Origin of the sequence: Frankia sp. CeD (assembly GCF_000732115.1) — a bacterium.
GTDB classification, from domain to species: Bacteria; Actinomycetota; Actinomycetes; order Frankiales; family Frankiaceae; genus Frankia; species Frankia casuarinae.
On sequence record NZ_JPGU01000029.1, the window covers coordinates 35,338 to 54,156 of the forward strand.

General features: G+C 73.2%; 15 protein-coding genes and 1 pseudogene. All 16 read left to right on the plus strand.

What is annotated here, in order from left to right; genetic code table 11:
• Positions 1 to 120: 120 nt before the first annotated feature.
• On the plus strand, positions 121 to 828 hold the full coding sequence (locus CED_RS15130) for a riboflavin synthase (RefSeq protein ID WP_023841500.1): 708 nt from the start codon (positions 121 to 123) through the stop codon (positions 826 to 828).
• Entirely contained in the window at positions 825 to 2,345 is a 1,521-nt protein-coding gene (locus CED_RS15135) for a bifunctional 3,4-dihydroxy-2-butanone-4-phosphate synthase/GTP cyclohydrolase II (protein ID WP_011437571.1), read from the plus strand. The genes CED_RS15130 and CED_RS15135 overlap by 4 nt, the downstream gene beginning before the upstream one ends.
• Positions 2,342 to 2,824 (plus strand): 6,7-dimethyl-8-ribityllumazine synthase, encoded by a 483-nt coding sequence (gene ribH / locus CED_RS15140; RefSeq protein WP_011437570.1) that lies wholly within the window; start codon positions 2,342 to 2,344, stop codon positions 2,822 to 2,824. The genes CED_RS15135 and ribH overlap by 4 nt, the downstream gene beginning before the upstream one ends.
• Positions 2,825 to 5,140: 2,316 nt before the next feature.
• Positions 5,141 to 6,028 carry an SseB family protein gene (locus CED_RS15150; RefSeq protein WP_035911632.1) on the plus strand — a complete coding sequence of 296 codons (888 nt, stop codon included), beginning with the start codon at positions 5,141 to 5,143 and terminating at the stop codon, positions 6,026 to 6,028.
• 343 nt (positions 6,029 to 6,371) lie between these two features.
• Entirely contained in the window at positions 6,372 to 6,962 is a 591-nt protein-coding gene (gene infC / locus CED_RS15155) for a translation initiation factor IF-3 (RefSeq protein ID WP_070982428.1), read from the plus strand.
• A gap of 97 nt (positions 6,963 to 7,059) precedes the next feature.
• Positions 7,060 to 7,254, plus strand: coding sequence for a 50S ribosomal protein L35 (gene rpmI / locus CED_RS15160; protein WP_011437566.1), 195 nt, complete (start codon positions 7,060 to 7,062; stop codon positions 7,252 to 7,254).
• Positions 7,255 to 7,379: 125 nt separating this feature from the next.
• On the plus strand, positions 7,380 to 7,760 hold the full coding sequence (gene rplT, locus CED_RS15165) for a 50S ribosomal protein L20 (RefSeq protein WP_011437565.1): 381 nt from the start codon (positions 7,380 to 7,382) through the stop codon (positions 7,758 to 7,760).
• A gap of 20 nt (positions 7,761 to 7,780) precedes the next feature.
• Positions 7,781 to 8,674: an RNA methyltransferase gene (locus CED_RS15170; RefSeq protein ID WP_011437564.1), complete on the plus strand. Its 894-nt coding sequence runs from the start codon at positions 7,781 to 7,783 to the stop codon at positions 8,672 to 8,674.
• Complete coding sequence (locus tag CED_RS15175) at positions 8,674 to 9,819, plus strand: PAS domain-containing sensor histidine kinase (RefSeq protein WP_011437563.1); 1,146 nt, start codon at positions 8,674 to 8,676, stop codon at positions 9,817 to 9,819. The genes CED_RS15170 and CED_RS15175 overlap by 1 nt, the downstream gene beginning before the upstream one ends.
• A gap of 165 nt (positions 9,820 to 9,984) precedes the next feature.
• Complete coding sequence (gene pheS, locus CED_RS15180; RefSeq protein WP_035911681.1) at positions 9,985 to 11,088, plus strand: phenylalanine--tRNA ligase subunit alpha; 1,104 nt, start codon at positions 9,985 to 9,987, stop codon at positions 11,086 to 11,088.
• A gap of 3 nt (positions 11,089 to 11,091) precedes the next feature.
• Positions 11,092 to 13,638, plus strand: a complete 2,547-nt coding sequence (gene pheT, locus CED_RS15185) for a phenylalanine--tRNA ligase subunit beta (protein ID WP_035911635.1) — start codon at positions 11,092 to 11,094, stop codon at positions 13,636 to 13,638.
• A gap of 64 nt (positions 13,639 to 13,702) precedes the next feature.
• Positions 13,703 to 14,731 (plus strand): N-acetyl-gamma-glutamyl-phosphate reductase, encoded by a 1,029-nt coding sequence (argC, locus tag CED_RS15190; protein ID WP_035911638.1) that lies wholly within the window; start codon positions 13,703 to 13,705, stop codon positions 14,729 to 14,731.
• Positions 14,732 to 14,871: 140 nt separating this feature from the next.
• Positions 14,872 to 16,038 carry a bifunctional glutamate N-acetyltransferase/amino-acid acetyltransferase ArgJ gene (argJ, locus tag CED_RS15195; RefSeq protein WP_035911643.1) on the plus strand — a complete coding sequence of 389 codons (1,167 nt, stop codon included), beginning with the start codon at positions 14,872 to 14,874 and terminating at the stop codon, positions 16,036 to 16,038.
• Positions 16,035 to 17,141: an acetylglutamate kinase gene (gene argB, locus CED_RS15200; RefSeq protein ID WP_035911646.1), complete on the plus strand. Its 1,107-nt coding sequence runs from the start codon at positions 16,035 to 16,037 to the stop codon at positions 17,139 to 17,141. The genes argJ and argB overlap by 4 nt, the downstream gene beginning before the upstream one ends.
• Positions 17,138 to 18,472: an acetylornithine transaminase gene (locus CED_RS15205; protein WP_084680820.1), complete on the plus strand. Its 1,335-nt coding sequence runs from the start codon at positions 17,138 to 17,140 to the stop codon at positions 18,470 to 18,472. Before argB ends, CED_RS15205 begins: the two co-directional genes overlap by 4 nt.
• A pseudogene (locus CED_RS25410) lies at positions 18,469 to 18,819 on the plus strand (ornithine carbamoyltransferase); the annotation flags it as partial. The gene CED_RS15205 and the pseudogene CED_RS25410, both read left to right, overlap by 4 nt.

The following is an 18,819-nucleotide window of genomic DNA, read 5'->3' on the forward strand; positions in this document are numbered from 1 at the left end:
GTGCCCGCGGTGGTCGTTGACCGCTCGCGGGCGCGTGTCGGCGTGAGCGTGCCGGCGTGGTCCCGCGTGGTTTTTCCTCGCCCAGGGTGCGGGTGCCCGGGAGCGAGGGGCACGGGTCGGATGTTTACCGGCATCGTTGAAGAACTTGGCGTGGTGACCGCGGTGGATGCGCGGTCGGAGTCGGCGGCACTCACCATCGCCTGTCAGACGGTTCTGGGTGATGTGAGTCACGGCGCGTCCATCGCCGTCAACGGTGTCTGTCTCACGGTGACTTCCTTCGCCCGCCCGGGGCTCGACGGGGGCGCCGAGACCGGTACGGCCGGCGGCCCACCCGGCCCACCCGGCACAACGGACGGCCCGTCGGCGTTCACTGCTGACGTGATGCGAGAGACGCTGGTGCGTTCCTCTCTTGGGAAGCTCGCCGTCGGTGACCGGGTGAATCTCGAACGTCCCGTCCGGCTGGCGGACCGGCTGGGAGGCCACCTGGTCCAGGGGCACGTCGACGGCGTCGGCACGGTCCTCGACCGGCAGCCCGGTGAGGGCTGGGAGTTCGTGCGCGTCGCGCTCCCCGAGGGGCTCGACCGCTACCTCGTGGCGAAGGGCTCGGTGACGGTGGACGGGGTGAGCCTGACCGTCGTCGACATCTCGCCGGCCGGTGGCGACTCACCGGCCACCTTCACGGTCAGCCTGATCCCCACCACGCTCGAACTGACCACGCTGGGTCGCCGTGCGCCGGGTTCCCTGGTCAACATCGAGGTCGACGTGCTGGCCAAGTACGTCGAGAAGCTGCATGCCGGCCCCATCGAACCGAACGGACGACACCGATGACGACATCCGCGGCCGGCGCCTCCTCGACGGCCACCCTTCCCGCCGGTGCCCTTCCCGCCGGCTACGCCGACGTGCGGTTCGCCGCCATCGAGGACGCGCTCGCCGAGATCGCCGCCGGCCGCCCGCTCGTCGTCGTCGACGACGCCGACCGGGAGAACGAGGGTGATCTGATCTTCGCGGCGGAGGCCGCGACACCCGAGCTGGTCGCGTTCATGACGCGGTACACCTCCGGTGTGATCTGCGTGCCGATGGACGCCGCCGACACCGACCGGCTCGAACTGGACCAGATGGTCCCGCACAACACGGAGCGGATGGGCACCGCGTTCACCATCACCGTGGACGCCCGCGACGGCGTCTCCACCGGGATCTCCGCCGCCGACCGGGCCCGCACCATCCGGTTGCTGGCCGACCCGCGGACCACGCCCGGCGACCTGAGCCGGCCGGGCCACATCTTCCCGCTGCGGGCCAAGGACGGCGGGGTGCTGCGCCGCCCCGGCCACACCGAGGCCGCGGTCGACCTGGCCCGGCTCGCCGGGCTGCGGCCGGCCGGTGCGATCTGCGAGATCGTGAACGACGACGGGACGATGGCCCGGCTTCCCCGGCTCGCCGAGTTCGCCCGCGAGCACGGGCTGCTGCTGATCTCCATCGCCGATCTCATCGCTTACCGTCGGCGGACCGAGAAGCAGGTGGTGCGGGTCGCGGAGGCGTCGCTTCCGACGCGTTACGGGGCGTTCCGGGCGGTCGGGTTCCGCAACATCCTCGACGGCGTCGAACACATCGCGCTGATCCGCGGCGAGCTCGGTGACGGCGCGGACGTGCTGGTCCGGGTGCACAGCGAATGCCTCACCGGGGACGTCTTCGGCTCCCGGCGCTGCGACTGCGGAACCCAGCTCGACGCGGCACTGCGCATAATCGCGACCGAGGGACGCGGAGTGGTGCTCTACATGCGGGGCCACGAGGGCCGGGGCATCGGCCTGATGCACAAGCTGCGGGCCTACCAGCTGCAGGACGCCGGCCACGACACCGTCGACGCCAACCTCGCGCTGGGTCTGCCGGCCGACGCCCGTGACTACGGCACCGGGGCCCAGATCCTGGTCGACCTCGGCGTGCGCGGCATCCGGCTGCTGTCCAACAATCCGACGAAGCGGGCCGGGCTGGAGGGCTACGGCCTGCGCATCGTCGAACTCATCGGGATGCCGGTCACCCAGACGCCGGAGAACCTGCGCTACCTGACCACCAAGCGGGACCGGATGGGACACGTCATTCCCGGTCTGCCCAGCATTCCCGGTCTGCCCAGCATTCCCGGTCCGCCCGGCCTTCCGGGTCCGCCCGGCCTTCCGGGTCCACCCGGCCTGTCCGATCTGCCTAGGGCCGTGGGCGAGGACGAGCCGGCCGGCTCGCGCTGGATCCCGGGGGCGCCGAGGGCGCCGAGGGTACCCGTCACCTCCGGCTGCACGGCCGTCGCGGGCCCGGGTACGTCCGCCGGGGTCGACTGTGCCGAGGGGGAGGGTCTGTGAGCGGCCTCGGGGCTCCCGCGGAGGTGCTTCCGCCCGTCGCGGGCATGCGGTTGGCGGTGGTCGCCACCCGGTGGCACGCCGAGATCACCGATGCGCTGCTCGCTGGCGCGCTGCGCGCCGCGAAGGACGCGGGCCTCGCGGCGGCACCCGCCGTCGTGCGGGTCTCCGGTGCGGTCGAGCTTCCCGTGATCGCCGCCGCGTTGGCTGCGCGGCATGACGCCGTCGTCGCCCTCGGTGTCGTCATCCGGGGCGGCACCCCCCACTTCGACTACGTCTGTCAGTTCGTCACCGCGGGGCTCGCCCGCGTCACCCTCGACGCCCGCGTCCCCGTCGGCTTCGGCGTGCTCACCTGCGACACCGTCGAGCAGGCCCGGGACCGCGCCGGGCTGCCCGGGTCCAGCGAGGACAAGGGCCGGGAGGCGACCCTGGCCGCGCTGGACACCGCCGCGGTGCTGCGCGATCTGGAACTCGCCGGCTGAGCTCCCACGCCGTCACCGACCGAAACGTTCCGCATCAGGAGTTCACACACACGGTGCGAGGCCGATCCGTCCGCGTGACATGCTCTCGGTATGGTGTTGCCGTCACATGGCGATTCGAAGTGGATCGGGTGTGCCGGTCGTGTGTTCGCTGCTCGTGGCTCTGATTCCGGCTGTCCCGATCAGTCCGGTGCTCTTGTCGGGACGGCCGGTTACACGAGACTGTGGTCTCACGTCGTATCGGTGCCCTTGCGCTCTGGCGTCATACTTCGCGGTGGGATCGGCGGAGGTCCCGTCGGCCGGCACACATGGGGGCGGGGGTGGCGCGGATGGTAAGTCACGGTGGGAGTTGGAACGGTGACGAGGCGTCGGCGTCGACCGGCCCGGTCGGGGGGANTCCGGAGGCCGGGGAACGGGTCGCGGCCGGCCCCGGCCGGCGGGATCCCGACGCGACCGAACCGGGTGGTGGCGGGGACGCGCGCCCCATCTCGCTGCTTGGCCTACGACTGACCGAGCCTCAGGCGCCCCATAACGCGCTGGTTACCCGTCGTCCCGCCCGATCACGTCCGGGCGGGACCCGTTCGGAGCCCGCTACCGGTCGGACAGGGGGCCCCTCCGGGGGGCGCGGGAGCACGGCAGCCCCGCCGCCCACCCCCGTGCCACCGGCCCCGCCGCCCGCGCCACTGCTCCCGCCGCCCGCGCCACTGCTCCCGCCGGGCCGGAGCGCGCCCCCCGTGGGCCTTCCATTGACCGCGCCGCCCGGCCCGAGCTCCGCCTGGCCCGGTGCCTCGCTCACCGTGTCCGGCGGAGCGGGGTGGACGCCCGACCTCGCCGCCGCGACGTCGGCGGCCGGGCCGCCGGACCCGGACCCGACCGGTCCGGATCCGTACCCGGTGGACCCGTACCCGACGCCACCGGATCCACCGCCCGGTGCGCCGCCGCCCCCGGCGGTTTCCCCACCGCTCCCGGCCGTCCCGCCGCCCGGGGAGACCTGGGAGAACATCGCGGTGCTGGTCCCCGCGGCCGGGCAGCCGGTGAACCTCCCGGATGGAACGCCGGTCGTCCCCGTTTCCCGGGCCGCCACCGCGCCGCCCCCCGACGGCTCGCCCGGTGCCGGGCCCGTATCCGGGCGGCTTCCCCCGTCCGCGGCGGCTGACCCGGGTTGGCCGGTGCCGGAGGCGTGGCCCGACGCCGACTCCTTGGGCGGACCCACGGTCGGCCGACAGGCGGTCGAAACGCCTGGTCTGGAGCCAGCCTGGTCCATCCCGGTCCCCGCGAACCTGCCGGCGCGGCGGTCCGGCTTGGCCCCTTCCCTGCCCGTCCGNGCGGCGGTGGCCGCGGTGACGCCGTCCGGTGGTCGGGCGGTGNNCCCGGCCGTCGCGGGAACGGGCGGTTCGTCGGTCGCGCGGGCGCGGGCCGGTGGGCGGCGGGTGCTGGTTGGGGGATTCGGTGGCGGAGGCGGCCGGACGACGGTCGCCGCGGGTCTGGGACTGGCGATCGCGGAGCACCACGGTCATCGGGTGATGGCCGTGGACGCATCCCCGGACCAGTCCGGGCTGCTTGCGCACCGGGTCGGCCTCATGTCACCGGGCGTGGGGTTGCGGGAGCTGGCCACGGCGCGGCCACCGGTGTCCTCGTTGGAGGACGTGCGCCGGTTTGTCGCCTCCGACGGCTCCGGTGGCCTGGAGGTGCTGGCCGGACTGCGTGATCTTACCGGGCCGGGGTTGCTTCCCGAGGAGCTGGCGTGGGCACTCGACCTGCTCGGACACTGGTATCCGGTCGTCGTCGCGGACGCCCCACCGGGGTGGAGCCAGCCGGTGCCGGCCACCCTGCTGGCGCGGGCGGACCTCGTCGTGTTGACGATCCGGGCCGNCGAGACGGAGATCGCCGGTGCGGACGACGCGTTGAGCGCGTTGACCGCGGCCGGTCGGCCAGATCTCGCTGCCACCGTCATCGTGGCCGTCGTCGAGACGTATCCCTCCCGGTTGAGCCGCGGGGCGCGGCTGCGTCTCGAACATCTCGAGGACCGGGCCTACATGACGGTGCCGGTGCCGTTCGACGCGGCGCTCGCCGACAGCCGTCCGATCAGCTGGTACCGCCTGCGTCGCCGGACCAGGTTTGCCTTCCAGCGTCTCGCCGGGGCGGTCGCCACCGCCCCGCTTCCCGGGTCGCAACCGGCCACCGTGCTGGCCCGGCCCGCCATCGCAGCCCCCGGTCGGGGCCCTCAACCATGGCCCGGGCCCGTCCGGGCCATGGTGAACGCCACGGACCCGATCCGGTACCGGCCCGCCGCGCCGCCTGGGCCCTAGGCTGGCGAGAATGGCACGCGATCTGCTGACTCCGTCTGGTCAGGGCGATGACGGCCGCGCCGACGAGTCGCTCNCCCGAGCGCNCGCCNCCANCCCGGTCGNCCCCGCCGTTCTGACCGCCGCGCTGCGCCAGGCCCGGGTCTTCGTCGGAGTCGAGGCTCGGCTCACCGCCGCCGACGCCGTCACCGGTGCGGACAAGACCAGCGAGATGGCGCTGACGACCCTGCGCACCCCGTCCGGCGCGACCGCGCTACCGATCTTCTCCAGCGTCAGCGCGCTCACCGCCTGGCGCTCCTCGGCCCGGCCGGTTCCGGTCGCCGCGGTGGACGCCTGCACGGAGGCGGTCCGGCTGGGGCTCGGAGCGGTGGTGATCGACGTGGCCGGTCCGCGCTCGGCCAGTCTGGACGTCGGCCCGGGCGGTCCCGCGCCGGTGCCCGGCGGATCCGGCTCCGACGCGCCGTCCGGAACCCTCGACACGCCGCGCGTGACCGAAGCCGCGGACCTCGACAAGCTGAGGGTGACCGCCCTGCGCCGTCCGTCCGATCCGGATGGTCCGTTATCCCGGCGGCGGGTTCGGGAGGCGTTGCGGACCGTGACTGAGCGGGTCGAGGTGTGGCCGGCGGAACTGCTCCTCCCGGGTGCCGGCGCCCCACGCCCGGTGCTCGCCGTCGCGGTACGTCAGGGCGGAGATGCGGACGCGCGGTCCGGGGAGTTGCTTGCCCGGCGGTTGTCCCGGCTGCTCGCCGCCGATCCGGCCCCGGCGCAGGCGCGGGAGCAGGAGCGGGCCTCGGGCCCGGCCGTGCTGCTCGTGAGCGCGCGGGAGGCCGAGGCGGTGCGCCGCCATCTGGGGCGGGGCCTGCGCCCGACGCGCCGATGGCCGGTGCGGTTCGCGAGGTGAGCGCCGCCGGCCCTTTCGGAGCGCCCGGACGATGATGTGATCGTCGTGTCGCCCGGTCTGGTGCTACGCTGGGCCGCAGACCGCCTGCCGGCTGGTTTTGTTCCGTCCGCTGGCGTTGCCGTTTCCAGGCAGCCAGGGCACGGCGCGGAGCCTGATCGGCAGGACCAAGCGGGGGTTCGCCCTCCACCCGATGTCAGCACTGATGTCGCCNCCCCGGGACGTCAGCAGGTCCTCAGGCCGGAGTTCCGGCTGGGGGCCGCGGTGGCCGGGTCGCCGGTCGGCCGAGCCGTTTCCGCGGTCGTCGGCCGGGAGCCTGGTGTACCAGGCTCGGTGCTCCGCTGCGGTGAGGTCATGCCCGCGCGTCGAGCAACGGAGGAAACACATCAGCACAGAGTCCCGTATCAACGACCGGATTCGCGTCCCCGAGGTTCGCCTCGTCGGCGCGGAGGGTGAGCAGATCGGCATCGTCTCGATCGGTGAGGCCATGCGTATGGCGCAGGAGGTCGATCTCGACCTCGTCGAGGTCGCGCCGACCGCTCGTCCCCCGGTCTGCAAGCTGATGGACTACGGAAAGTTCAAGTACGAGTCCGACCAGAAGCGTCGGGAGGCTCGGAAGAACCAGGTCCAGACCGTCATCAAGGAAATGAAGCTGCGGCCGAAGATCGATCCGCACGACTACGAGACCAAGAAGGGTCACGTCGTGCGTTTCCTGCGGGCCGGCGACAAGGTCAAGATTACGATCATGTTCCGCGGTCGGGAGCAGTCCCGGCCCGAGCTCGGCATCCGCCTGCTCCAACGGCTGTCCGCCGACGTGGCCGACCTTGGTTATGTCGAGGCTCAGCCCAAGCAGGACGGCCGGAACATGACCATGGTCATGGCCCCGCACAAGGGCTCGAAGCCGCAGCGGGTGCCGGAACCGGCCGGCCACGTCTGACTCGAGGGCGGGCAGTCCGCGCGGTGGCGCCGCCACCGGTTCCGGATCTCGCCACGCCGGTTGTTCGATCACCCACGTAACCCGTCAGGATGTCAACATGCCCAAACAGAAGTCCCACAGCGGTGCGAGCAAGCGGTTCCGGGTCACCGGCTCCGGCAAGGTGCTGCGCCAGCGGGCCAACCGCCGCCACTACCTGGAGCACAAGACCAGCCGCCTCACCCGCAGACTGGATGGCGTGGTGCCGTTGACGAAGGCGGACAACCGACGCGTCAAGCGCCTGCTCGCCCGCTGACCGTGGCCCGCTGACGACTCCGGCCCCGACTGCGGCGGGCCCGCCGGTCGCGGTCGGCCCGCCGTTGGCGGCCGACTCCGGCCCGGGCCGCCGGACGCACCCGAACGAAGGAGACAGGTGCCCTCATGGCACGCGTGAAGCGGGCGGTCAACGCCCAGAAGAAGCGCCGTACGGTCCTCGAGCAGGCCAGCGGCTACCGGGGCCAGCGCTCGCGGCTCTACCGCAAGGCCAAGGAGCAGATGCTCCACTCGATGACCTACTCCTACCGGGACCGCCGCGCGCGCAAGGGCGACTTCCGGCAGCTGTGGATCACTCGGATCAACGCGGCGGCGCGGGCGAACGGTCTGACCTACAACCGCTTCGTGCAGGGTCTGAAGCTGTCCGGCGTCGAAGTCGACCGCAAGATCCTGGCCGACCTCGCGGTCAACGACGCGGTCGCGTTCACCGCCCTGGTCGAGGTGGCACGGGCCGCGCTGGCGGCGGCGCCGGAGCCCACCGCCGCCTGAGCCCGTCGCGACGTCGGCCCGTGCCCGCCTCCCGCGTGTCCTCCACGACCGACGCCCCTTCGCCGGACGCCCCTTCGCCGGGGCCGGCGCCGATCGCCGGAGCGCGCTCCGGGCGGGTCGGCGCCGCGCGTCGCCTCAAGCGGCCCGCGGCCCGGCGCGAGCAGGGCAGGTTCCTGGTCGAGGGGGTGCAGGCGGTGGGCGCGGCATTGGCCGTCGGCGAGCTGCTTGAGGTGTTCGTCGGAGTCTCTGCGACTCCCCGGCACGAGGAGTTGCTGAGGGCGGTCCGGGTGCCGGTCCGGGTCGTGACGGACGAGGCCGTGGCGTCGCTGTCGGAGACGGTGACCCCCCAGGGCCTCGTCGCGGTCGCGGCCCTGCCCGCTCATCGGCTCGCCGACCTGCACGCCCCCCGGCTGGTCGCGGTGTGCATCGGCGCGGGCGATCCGGGTAACGCCGGCACGGTGATCCGCAGCGCGGACGCGGCCGGAGCGGACGCCGTCGTCTTCACCGGGAGCGGTGTCGACCCCTTCGGGGGCAAGTGCGTGCGCTCCTCGGCCGGCAGCCACTTTCACCTCCCGGTGATCGTGGAACCAGCCTTGGCCGGGGTGCTGGACCGGCTGCGGGCCCGGGGTTGCCGCATCGTGGCGACGTCCGGAGCCGCGGATCGCGACATTGACACCGCCGTCGCGGCCGGTGAGCTCGACGGGCCGACGGCGTGGCTGTTCGGTAACGAGGCACATGGGCTGGCTTCGGCTACTCTGGCCGCCGCGGACGCGGTTCTGCGGGTACCGGTGTACGGTCAGGCCGAGTCCCTGAATCTTGCGGTTGCGTCCGCCCTGTGCCTTTACGCGTCGGCGCGGGCGCAGAGAACGGGCAGGTCCGGTACTGACGGCACCGGAGGAGGTGGTCGACGGTGATGAACATTGTCACGTCGCCATCCGGGCAGGTGCCGCCCTCCGGCCCCGGCTGCGCGCCCGATGCCACCGATTCAGCCGTGTCGGCCGCGCAGGACGGCCCACTGCCTGCCGCCGCCTTCGACCTGCTACCGGATTCGGTGATCGTGACCGACGCCGCCGGCGTCGTCGAGGTGTTCAACCGGGCGGCGGCGAAGCTCACCGGGGTGGATGGACCGTCCGCGATCGGCCGGCATCTGACCGAGGTCCTCCCGTTGCTGGACGAGCGGGGCAACGACTGGTGGGAGTGCTCTACAGCCAGCCGGAACCTGCCGCGGGTCACCGGGCAGCCGGAGCGGCGCCTGACCTACGCGGGTCCAGTCCACGACCGTGACTTCCACGTCACGGTGCGGTTCAACCGGGTCGCCGGTCGGCTGGTGCGGGTGTCGCTGTCCCTGCGCGACACCCTCAGCCGCGAGCGGCTGGAACGCAACCGGGCGGACCTGGTCGCGACCGTGGCGCACGAGCTGCGCTCGCCGCTGACCAGTGTGAAGGGATTCACCGCGACGCTGCTCGCCAAGTGGGACCGGTTCACCGACGAGCAGAAGAAGCTCATGCTGAACACGGTCAACACCGACGCCGACCGGGTCACGCGCCTGCTCACCGAGGTGCTGGACGTCTCTCGGATCGACTCCGGACGCATCCAGGTCCGCAAGCAGATCGTCGACCTGCCCGCCCGGGTGCGTTCGGTGGTGGACGGCAAGGTGGCCTCGGGCGCGGCGGGCGCCGACCGGTTCTTCATCCGCGAGGAGGGCGAACTGCCCGAGATGTGGGTCGATCCGGACAAGATTGAACAGGTACTGCACAACCTCGTCGACAACGCCCTGCGGCATGGTGCGGGTACTGTGACGGTACTGCTGCGTGGCAGGGACAGCGGCACGGAGGTAAGCGTGGCCGACGAGGGTGAAGGCGTGTCCGAATCGAACGCCGCGCGCGTGTTCACGAAGTTCTGGCGGGGCGCCAGCCGCGGGAACGGCACCGGCCTCGGGCTCTACATCGCCAAGGCGCTGATCGAGGCGCACGGCGGCACCATCTCGGTCGGCCGGGCCCCGGGTGGCGGCGCCGAGTTCCGATTTTTCGTGCCCGCCGGTGGCCCGGTGTTCGGCTGACGCCGAGCACCGCGAACCGACCGGTGGGCGCCCCGGGCGGCCAGGCGCGCGCCGCCGCCCCAGGACCGGACNCCCCAGGNCCGGACGANCCCCGCCGCAGGCCGGACGACCCCGGCTTCCCGCCGGGATGACCCTGCTTTTCACCCGATGACGAGGATGAGCATCGTGCCCGCCCCTGGAGAGACTGTCGACCCGTCCCGGGTCCACGCCCTCGACCCCGATCAGCTCGACGCGGCCGTCAACGCGGCGCGGGAGTCGATCCGCGCCGCCGCCGATCTCGACGCGCTGGCAGCCGTCCGTACCGCCCACATCCAGGGTGCCTCCGCACCGCTGGTGCTGGCCCGCCGGGAGCTCGGTGCCCTGCCCCGTGCGGAGCGTGCCGACGCCGGTCGCCGGCACAACGCCGCCCGCACGGCCGTACAGGCCGCCTACGACGCCCGGCTGGCCGAACTCACCGCCGAACGCGACGCCCGGGTGCTGCGCGAGGAACGGGTCGACGTGACCCTGCCCGTCGACCGCCGCCGCCGTGGTGCCCGCCACCNGCTGACCGCCCTGTCCGACCGGCTTGCCGACGTGTTCGTGGCGATGGGCTACGAGGTCGCCGAGGGACCCGAGGTCGAACACGACTGGTTCAACTTCGAGGCCCTGAACATGGCGCCCGATCACCCGGCCCGCAGCGAGCACGACACGCTCTACGTCGCGCCGACCGGGGCGGGCCGGGTGCTGCGTACCCACACCTCCCCGGTGCAGATCCGCTCCCTGCTGAACCGCCCGCTGCCCGTGTACGTCGTGTGCCCGGGGCGGACATACCGCAACGACACCATCGATGCGACGCACTCGCCGGTCTTCGGTCAGCTCGAAGGTCTGGCCGTGGACAGGGGCATCACCATGGCGGACCTGCGCGGCACCCTGGAGGTCTTCGCCCAGGCGTTGTTCGGGGCGGGCCTGTCGACGCGGCTGCGCCCGTCGTTCTTCCCGTTCACCGAGCCGTCCGCGGAACTGGACGTGCAGTGCTTCGCCTGCCGCGGGGAGGCGGCCCGCCAGCCCTGTCGGGTCTGTTCGGACGAGGGCTGGATCGAGGCCGGCGGCTGCGGCATGGTCGACCCGCNCGTCCTGCGGGCCGCGGGGGTCGACCCGACCCGGTACAGCGGTTTCGCGTTCGGGATGGGGCTGGAACGGGCCGCGATGGTCCGCCATGGCATCCGGGAGATCCGCGATTTCGTCGACGGTGACGTCCGGTTCAGCCTGCCGTTCGGAATCGAGGACTGACCCATGCTGATCGTGATGTCCTGGCTGCGGGAGTATGTGGCGGGGCTGCCGCCCACGCGGGCCGTCGCCGACGCGTTGATCCGGGCCGGTTTCGAGGTCGAGGGACTGCGTAGCGTCGGGGGCGAGTTCTCCGGCGTGGTCGTCGGGGAGATCGTCGACTTCGAGATCGTCGAGACGAAGAAGAAGGCCGTCCGCTGGTGCCAGGTCCGGGTCGCCGAGAGCGCCGGAGCCGAGGATGCCGGAGCCGAGAGCGCCGGATCCAGGGGCGAGGGCGTGCGCGGCGTCATCTGCGGGGCGCACAACTTCGCCGTCGGCGACCGGGTGGCGGTCGCGCTGCCCGGCGCCGTGCTGCCCGGCGGGTTCGAGATCACCGCGCGGAGGACCTACGGCCATGTCAGCGAGGGGATGATCTGCTCGGCCCGGGAACTGGGCCTCGGCGAGGAGTCCGACGGCATCCTGGTGCTCGCGCCGCGGGCGCCGATCGGCGCCGACGTCGCCGAGCTGCTCGATCTCGCCGACGAGGTGCTTGACATCGCGGTCACCCCGGACCGGGGCTACGGTCTGTCGGTGCGGGGGATCGCCCGGGAGGCGGCGACCGCCTTCGCGCTGCCGTTCACGGACCCGGGCGCGCCGGCGGACCCGGCAGCCGTCCCGGGGCCCGCCAGGGAGGCCTATCCGGTCGTCGTCGAGGACACCGCGGCGTGTGACCGCTACGTCGCCCGGGTGGTGACCGGGGTCGACTCGCGGGCCACCACCCCGCTGGGGTGGCAGCGGCGGCTGTCGCTGTCCGGGATGCGGTCAATCTCGGTGCCGGTCGACGTCACCAACGCCGTGCTGCTGGGCCTCGGCCAGCCGTTGCACGCCTTCGACCGGGCGAAGCTGGCCGGCGCGATCATTGTGCGCCGGGCCGTCGCCGGAGAGACGCTGCGCACCCTCGACGGGGTCGACCGCACTCTCGACCCCGAGGATCTGGTCATCGCCGACGACACCGGTCCGATCGCGCTCGCCGGGGTGATGGGCGGGGCCAGCACGGAGGTGTCCGCGACGACCACCGACATCGTCCTCGAGGCTGCGCACTTCGACCCGATCACGGTGGCCCGCACCGCCCGCCGGCACCGGCTGTCCTCGGAGGCGTCGCGGCGTTTCGAACGCGGCGTCGACCCGGCACTCGCGCCGGTCGCCGCGGCGCTGGCCGTCGACCTGCTCGCCGAGCTCGCCGCCGCCCGTCCCGAGCCCGGCGTGACCGACCTGGACCACCGCCCCGCCCCGGCGCCGGTGACCCTGCCGCTGACGGAACCGGAACGCCTCGCCGGCCGGCCCTACCCCGCCGAGGTGGTGCGGCGCCGGCTCGTCGACGTCGGCTGCGCGGTGGCTGACGGGTCGGCGACCGAGGACCTGCCCGGTGTTCTGATCGCGNCGCCGCCGTCCTGGCGNCCCGNCCTGNCCCGGCCCGCCGATCTCGTCGAGGAGATCATGCGGCTGGAGGGGTACGACACCATCCCGGTGACCCTGCCGTCGCTGCCCGCGGGGCGCGGGCTCACCGCCGCGCAGCGGATGCACCGCGCGGTGGGCCGGGCGCTGGCCCATGCGGGGTTCGCCGAGGTGCTTACCCTGCCGTTCGTACCCGAGGACGCCGCCGACGCGCTCAGCCTGGCCGCGGCCGACCCGCGGCGTGCGGCGGTCCGGATCGCGAACCCGATCGCCGAGGACGCCGGCTACCTGCGGACGACCCTGCTACCCGGACTGATCGCGGCGGCCGTGCGCAACATCGGCCGGGGGCAGCGCGATCTCGCCCTGTTCGAGAGCGGTCTGGTGTTCCGGGAACGCGAACGGATCCCGACGGACGTCGNCNCCCCGCCGGTGGATCGTCGGCCCTCCGCCGCGGAGATCGCCGCTCTGGACTCGNCCCTGCCCGGCCAGCCCCGCCACGTCGCCGCGCTCCTCACCGGGCGCCGTGAGCCAGGTGGCTGGTCCACGCCGGCCCGGGACGCGGACTGGGCGGACGCGGTGGACGCCGCGCACGTGGTCGCCGAGGCGGTGGGCGTGACCCTCACGGTCAGAGCCGGCAATGTCATGCCCTGGCACCCGGGCCGCCTCGCGGAGCTCTCGATCGACGGCCGGGTCGTGGGCCACGCGGGTGAGCTGCACCCCCGGGTGCTCAGCGACGTCGGGCTTCCGCCTCGGGCCGGCGCGATGGAACTGGACCTCGATGCCCTGATCGAGGTCGCGTCGGCGGCGCCGCCGATGATCGCGCCGACGATCTCCACCTATCCGCCCGCCGACCGGGATGTGGCGCTCGTCGTGCCGATCGAGGTGCCGGTCGCCGATGTGACGGCGGCACTGCGGGCCGGAGCCGGTGACCTGCTGGAGTCCCTGACCCTCTTCGACGTCTTCGAGGGCGCCCAGGTCGGGGTCGGTCAGCGCTCGCTGGCCTTCGGCCTGCGGCTGCGCGCCGGGGACCGGACGCTGACGGCCGCCGAGGCGAACGCGGTGCGGGACGCGGCGGTCGCCCGGGCGGCGGAGCTTACCGGCGCGTCCCTGCGCGCCTGAGGCCGAGACGGGTTACGCCAGCATCATTGCATGATCATGAGTTGGCGTGTATAAAATTGCAATCATGGGTGTGACGGTAGCAGTTGCGGGGGCGAGTGGGTACGGCGGCGGAGAGCTGCTGCGCCTGCTCCTCGCCCATCCCGAAATCAAGATCGGTGCGCTGGCCGCGAACGCGTCCGCCGGCCTGCCGGTGACGGAGGTGCATCCCCACCTGCCCGACCTGGAGGGCCGGGTGTTCACGGACGCGGCCGCGCTGGCCGGGACCGACGCGGACATCGTTTTCCTGGCGCTGCCGCACGGTCAGTCGGCCGCGGTGGCGGCCACCCTGCCCGACACCGTGCGGGTCGCCGATCTGGGTGCCGATCATCGGCTCGTCGACCCGGAGGCGTGGCGGCGCGCCTACGGGGGGGAGCACGCCGGGACCTGGACCTACGGCCTGCCCGAGCTCCCCTGGGCACGGGCGGAGATCGCCGCGAGCCGGCGAGTGGCGATTCCGGGCTGCTATCCCACGGCGACCTCTCTCGGGCTCGTGCCGCTGCTGGTCGGCGGCCTCGTGGAGCCCGCCGACCTGGTCGTTGTCGCGGCGAGCGGCACGTCCGGCGCGGGGCGCTCGGCCACGGTGAACCTGCTCGGCAGCGAGGTGATGGGTGACCTGACCGCCTACAAGGTGGGCACCCACCANCACAGACCCGAGATCACGCAGACCCTCTCCCGGGCCGCCGGTATGACCGTGACGGTGTCCTTCACCCCGGTGCTCGCCCCGCTTCCCCGCGGCATCCTCGCGACCAGCACCGGCCGGGCCACCCCGGGCACCGACGCGGACGCCGTGTACGAGACGCTGCGGGCCGCCTACGCGGGGGAGCCGTTCGTCCGGGTGCTGCCGCCGGGGCGCTGGCCGCACACCGCGGCGACGCTCGGCGGGAACGCCGTTCATGTGCAAGGGACCTTCGACCCGGAGACCGGCCGGGCGATCGTCGTCACCGCGATCGACAACCTCGGCAAGGGCGCGGCCGGCCAGGCGCTGCAGTGCGCCAACCTGATGCTCGGCCTGCCCGAGACCGCCGGGCTGACCGCTCAGGGCATCGCCCCCTGACCGTTTTCGGCCCGGTAGATCGGTAGGTCGGTAGATCGGTCGGTAGATCGGTAGGTCGGTAAGGACGCGGGAGCATCGATCAGCAACATCGATCAGCAACATCGATCAGCAACGCGGCCAGGAGACAGGAGAGGGTTGAGTTGAGCGTTACCGCCCCACGGGGCTTCCGCGCCGCCGGAGTGGCGGCCGGGTTGAAGCCGTCCGGCCGTCCGGACGTGGCGCTCGTCGTCAACGACGGGCCGTCCGACGCCGCCGCCGGGATCTTCACCGCCAACCGGGTTCAGGCGGCTCCGGTGCTCTGGACCCGCCAGGTCCTCGCCGACGGCCGGCTGCGCGCCGTCATCCTCAACTCCGGCGGGGCGAACGCCTGCACCGGTCCGGCCGGATTCGCCGATACCCATGCCACGGCCGAGCACGTCGCCGGGGCGCTCGGCCTCGGTGCCGGCGACGTCGCGGTCTGCTCGACCGGTCTCATCGGCGTCCGCCTGCCCATGGACAACCTGCTCGCCGGCGCCACCAAGGCGGTGGCGGACCTCGCTGACACCGACACCGCCGGCGCCGCGGCTGCGGAGGCGATCCGCACCACCGACACCGTCGCGAAGGCCGCGGTCCGCACCTCGTCAACGACCCCGGGTGTCACCATCGGCGGGNTGGGNAAGGGCGCGGCGATGCTGGCGCCGTCGCTCGCGACGATGCTCGTGGTGGTCACCACCGACGCCGTCGCGGACGCCGCCACCCTCGATCGGGTGATCCGGGCGTCCTCGCGGGTCAGCTTCNAGCGGGTCGATTCCGACGGCTGCCTGTCCACCAACGACACCGTGCTGCTGCTGGCCTCGGGCGCCGCCGGGGTGAGCCTGCCCGAGGCGGAGCTGACGGGGCTGGTCACCGAGGTGTGCATCGACCTCGCCCAGCAGATGCTCGGCGATGCCGAGGGTTCGACGAAGACCATCGCCATCACCGTGACCGGAGCCGCGACCGAGGACGACGGGCTGGAGGTCGGCCGGGCCGTCGCCCGCAACAACCTGCTCAAGTGCGCTCTGTACGGCAAGGACCCGAACTGGGGACGGGTGCTCGCCGCGATCGGCACCACGAAGGCCGTCTTCGAGCCCGACGCGCTGGACGTGTCCATCAACGAGGTGCGGGTCTGCCGGGCCGGGGCCCCCGGCGAGGACCGCGACCTCGTCGACCTGTCCGGCCGTGAGGTGCGCATCGGCGTCGATCTGCACGCCGGCGATGCCGAGGTCACCGTCTGGACGAACGACCTGACCGACGGGTACGTCTACGAGAACTCGGCGTACTCGACATGAACGCCCCGACCCGGACGCCGCCGCCTTCGAACGGTGGGCACGGCAGCACCGGCAGCACCGGCAGCACCGGCAGCACCGGCAGCACCGGCGACGCCGCCCCGGGCGGGGGCACCGGGCGGGGCCCGGCCGCCACCGCCCGCGGCCATGCGGCGCTCGCGAAGACCCAGGTCCTCATCGAGGCGCTCCCGTGGCTGTCGCGGTTCCAGGGCGCGACCATCGTCGTCAAGTACGGCGGCAACGCGATGACGGAGCCGGCGCTGCGCGAGGCCTTCGCCGCCGACGTCGTGTTCCTGCGCCACTCGGGGCTGCGGGTGGTCGTCGTGCACGGCGGCGGTCCGCAGATCACCGCGCATCTGGAGCGCCTCGGTGTCCCCTCAACGTTCGTCGGCGGCCTGCGGGTCACCACCCCACAGACCATGGACGTCGTGCGGATGGTCCTGCTCGGCCAGGTCAATCGGGACGTCGTGGGGCTCGTCAACGACCACGGCCCGTTCGCCGTCGGGCTGTCCGGTGAGGACGCCAACCTCTTCACCGCGCGGCGCCGCCCGGCGATCGTCGATGGCCGGGAGGTCGACGTCGGCCTGGTCGGCGACATCGTCGAGGTCCGACCGGAGACGATCAACGCCCTGCTCGGCTCCGGGAAGGTGCCGGTGGTCGCGTCGGTCGCCCGCGGCGTCGACGGCGGGGTCTACAACGTCAACGCCGACACCGCCGCCGCCGAACTCGCCGTCGCGCTCGGGGCTACGAAGCTCGTCGTCCTGACCGACGTCGAGGGCCTCTACGCGGACTGGCCGGCGAGCGACGAGGTGATCAGTGAGCTGAGCATCACCGAGCTCGAACAGCTCCTCCCCTCGCTCACCGCCGGCATGATTCCCAAGATGGAGGCCTGCCGGCGGGCGGTGCGTGGCGGTGTTCCGCAGGCGCACGTGCTCGACGGACGGGTGCCGCACGCGGTGCTCCTGGAGATCTTCACCGACGATGGCATCGGCACCTTGATCATGGCCGAGTCGGGCACCTCGCCTGAGCCGGGTACGCCCCCCGCACCCGCCGCGCGCCCGGCCGGGATCGTTCCGGCCGGCGAACCGACCGGAGGAACGCCATGAACGCCGAGATCGCTGAGAACCCAGTGAACCCAGTGAACCCAGTGAACGCCGAGATCGCTAAGGACGCCGATCTGATCGCCCGGCGGGACGCCGTCGTGATGGCGACCTACGGCCGACCCGCGATCTCCCTGGCCCGGGGGGCCGGCAGCCGGGTGTGGGACCATGACGGCCGCGAATATCTCGACCTGGTCGGCGGGGTAGCCGTCAGCGTGCTCGGTCACTGCCACCCGGCGGTCCGGGACGCCGTCGTCGGCCAGCTCGGCGCTCTCGGCCACGTGTCGAACCTCTATGCCAACGAGCCTCAGGTGCTGCTGGCCGAACGGCTCGTCGAGCTGCTGCGGGTCGGCGCGCCGAGCCCCGGGCTTCCGCCCGAGGGGGCGAAGGTCTTTTTCTGCAACTCGGGGGCGGAGGCCAACGAGGCAGCAATCAAGATCGCCCGCCGGACCGGCCGTCCGGAGATTATCGCCACCGAGGGCTCGTTCCACGGTCGGACCCTGGGCGCGCTGTCCATTACCGGTCAGCCGGCCAAGCGGGCACCGTTCGAGCCACTGCTGCCCGGCGTCCGGTTCGTGCCCTATGGAGACGGCGCGGCCCTGCGCGCCGCCGTCAGCGAGGCGACCGCGGCGGTGTTCCTGGAACCGACCCTCGGTGAAGGCGGTGTCGTGCCGCCGCCGACCGGCTACCTCGCCGCCGCGCGGGCTGTCTGTGACTCCGCCGGCGCGCTGCTGGTCCTGGACGAGGTACAGAGCGGCATCGGCCGGACCGGCTCGTGGTTCGCTCACCAGGCCGAGGGCGTGCTGCCCGACGTGATCACCCTGGCCAAGGGACTCGGCGGTGGCCTGCCCGTCGGCGCCTGCGTCGGCATCGGCGCGGCGGGGNCGCTGTTNCGCCCGGGGGATCATGGCAGCACCTTCGGCGGCGGCCCGATCGTCTGCGCGGCGGCGCTCGCGGTGCTCGACACGATCGCCGCCGAGGGCCTGCTTGAACACGCGTCGCGGCTCGGGGAGCGGCTGGCCGCGGCGATCCGGGCGGCGGGCGTGCCCGGCGTGGCGGGGGTCCGGGGACAGGGGCTGTGGCGGGCGATCGAGCTCGACGGCCCGTTCGCGCCGGCGGNGGNGAAGGCCGCCCGCGAGGCCGGTTACCTGGTGAACGCCGTCGCCCCCGACGCCATCCGGCTCGCCCCACCGCTGATCCTCACCGCCGCCGAGGTGGACGCCTTCGTCGCGGCCCTGCCCGGCATCGTCGGCGACGCGCTCGCCGCCCGGGTTCCGTCGGCGCAGTCCGCGTCGGCGCAGTCCGCGTCAGCCCCGGGCTCTAGGGTCAGCGCATGACGGTCCGACACTTCCTTCTCGACACCGACCTGACCCCCGCGGAGCAGACCGCTCTGCTCGACCTCGCCGACGGGTTCAAGGCACGCCGCCGCGTCACCCGGCTGACGGAGCGTCCGCTCGCCGGGCGCTCGGTGGCGCTGCTGTTCGAGAAGCCGTCGACGCGCACCCGACTGTCGTTCGACGTGGGCGTCGCTGAGCTCGGCGGCCACCCGGTGGTGATCGACGCGGCGAGCGCGCAGCTTGGCCGGGGGGAGACCATCGAGGACACCGCCGCCGTGCTGAGCCGGTACGTCGACGCGATCGTCGTGCGTACCTTCGCGCAGGAGCGGCTGGAGCGGCTGGNGGNG

Bases quoted from the DNA above. Each gene is read 5' to 3' on its own strand.
- CED_RS15130 (WP_023841500.1), top strand. From the start codon at position 121: ATGTTTACCGGCATCGTTGAAGAACTTGGCGTGGTGACCGCGGTGGAT.
- CED_RS15135 (WP_011437571.1), top strand. From the start codon at position 825: ATGACGACATCCGCGGCCGGCGCCTCCTCGACGGCCACCCTTCCCGCC.
- rpmI (WP_011437566.1), top strand. From the start codon at position 7,060: ATGCCCAAACAGAAGTCCCACAGCGGTGCGAGCAAGCGGTTCCGGGTC.
- rplT (WP_011437565.1), top strand. From the start codon at position 7,380: ATGGCACGCGTGAAGCGGGCGGTCAACGCCCAGAAGAAGCGCCGTACG.
- CED_RS15175 (WP_011437563.1), top strand. From the start codon at position 8,674: ATGAACATTGTCACGTCGCCATCCGGGCAGGTGCCGCCCTCCGGCCCC.
- argB (WP_035911646.1), top strand. From the start codon at position 16,035: ATGAACGCCCCGACCCGGACGCCGCCGCCTTCGAACGGTGGGCACGGC.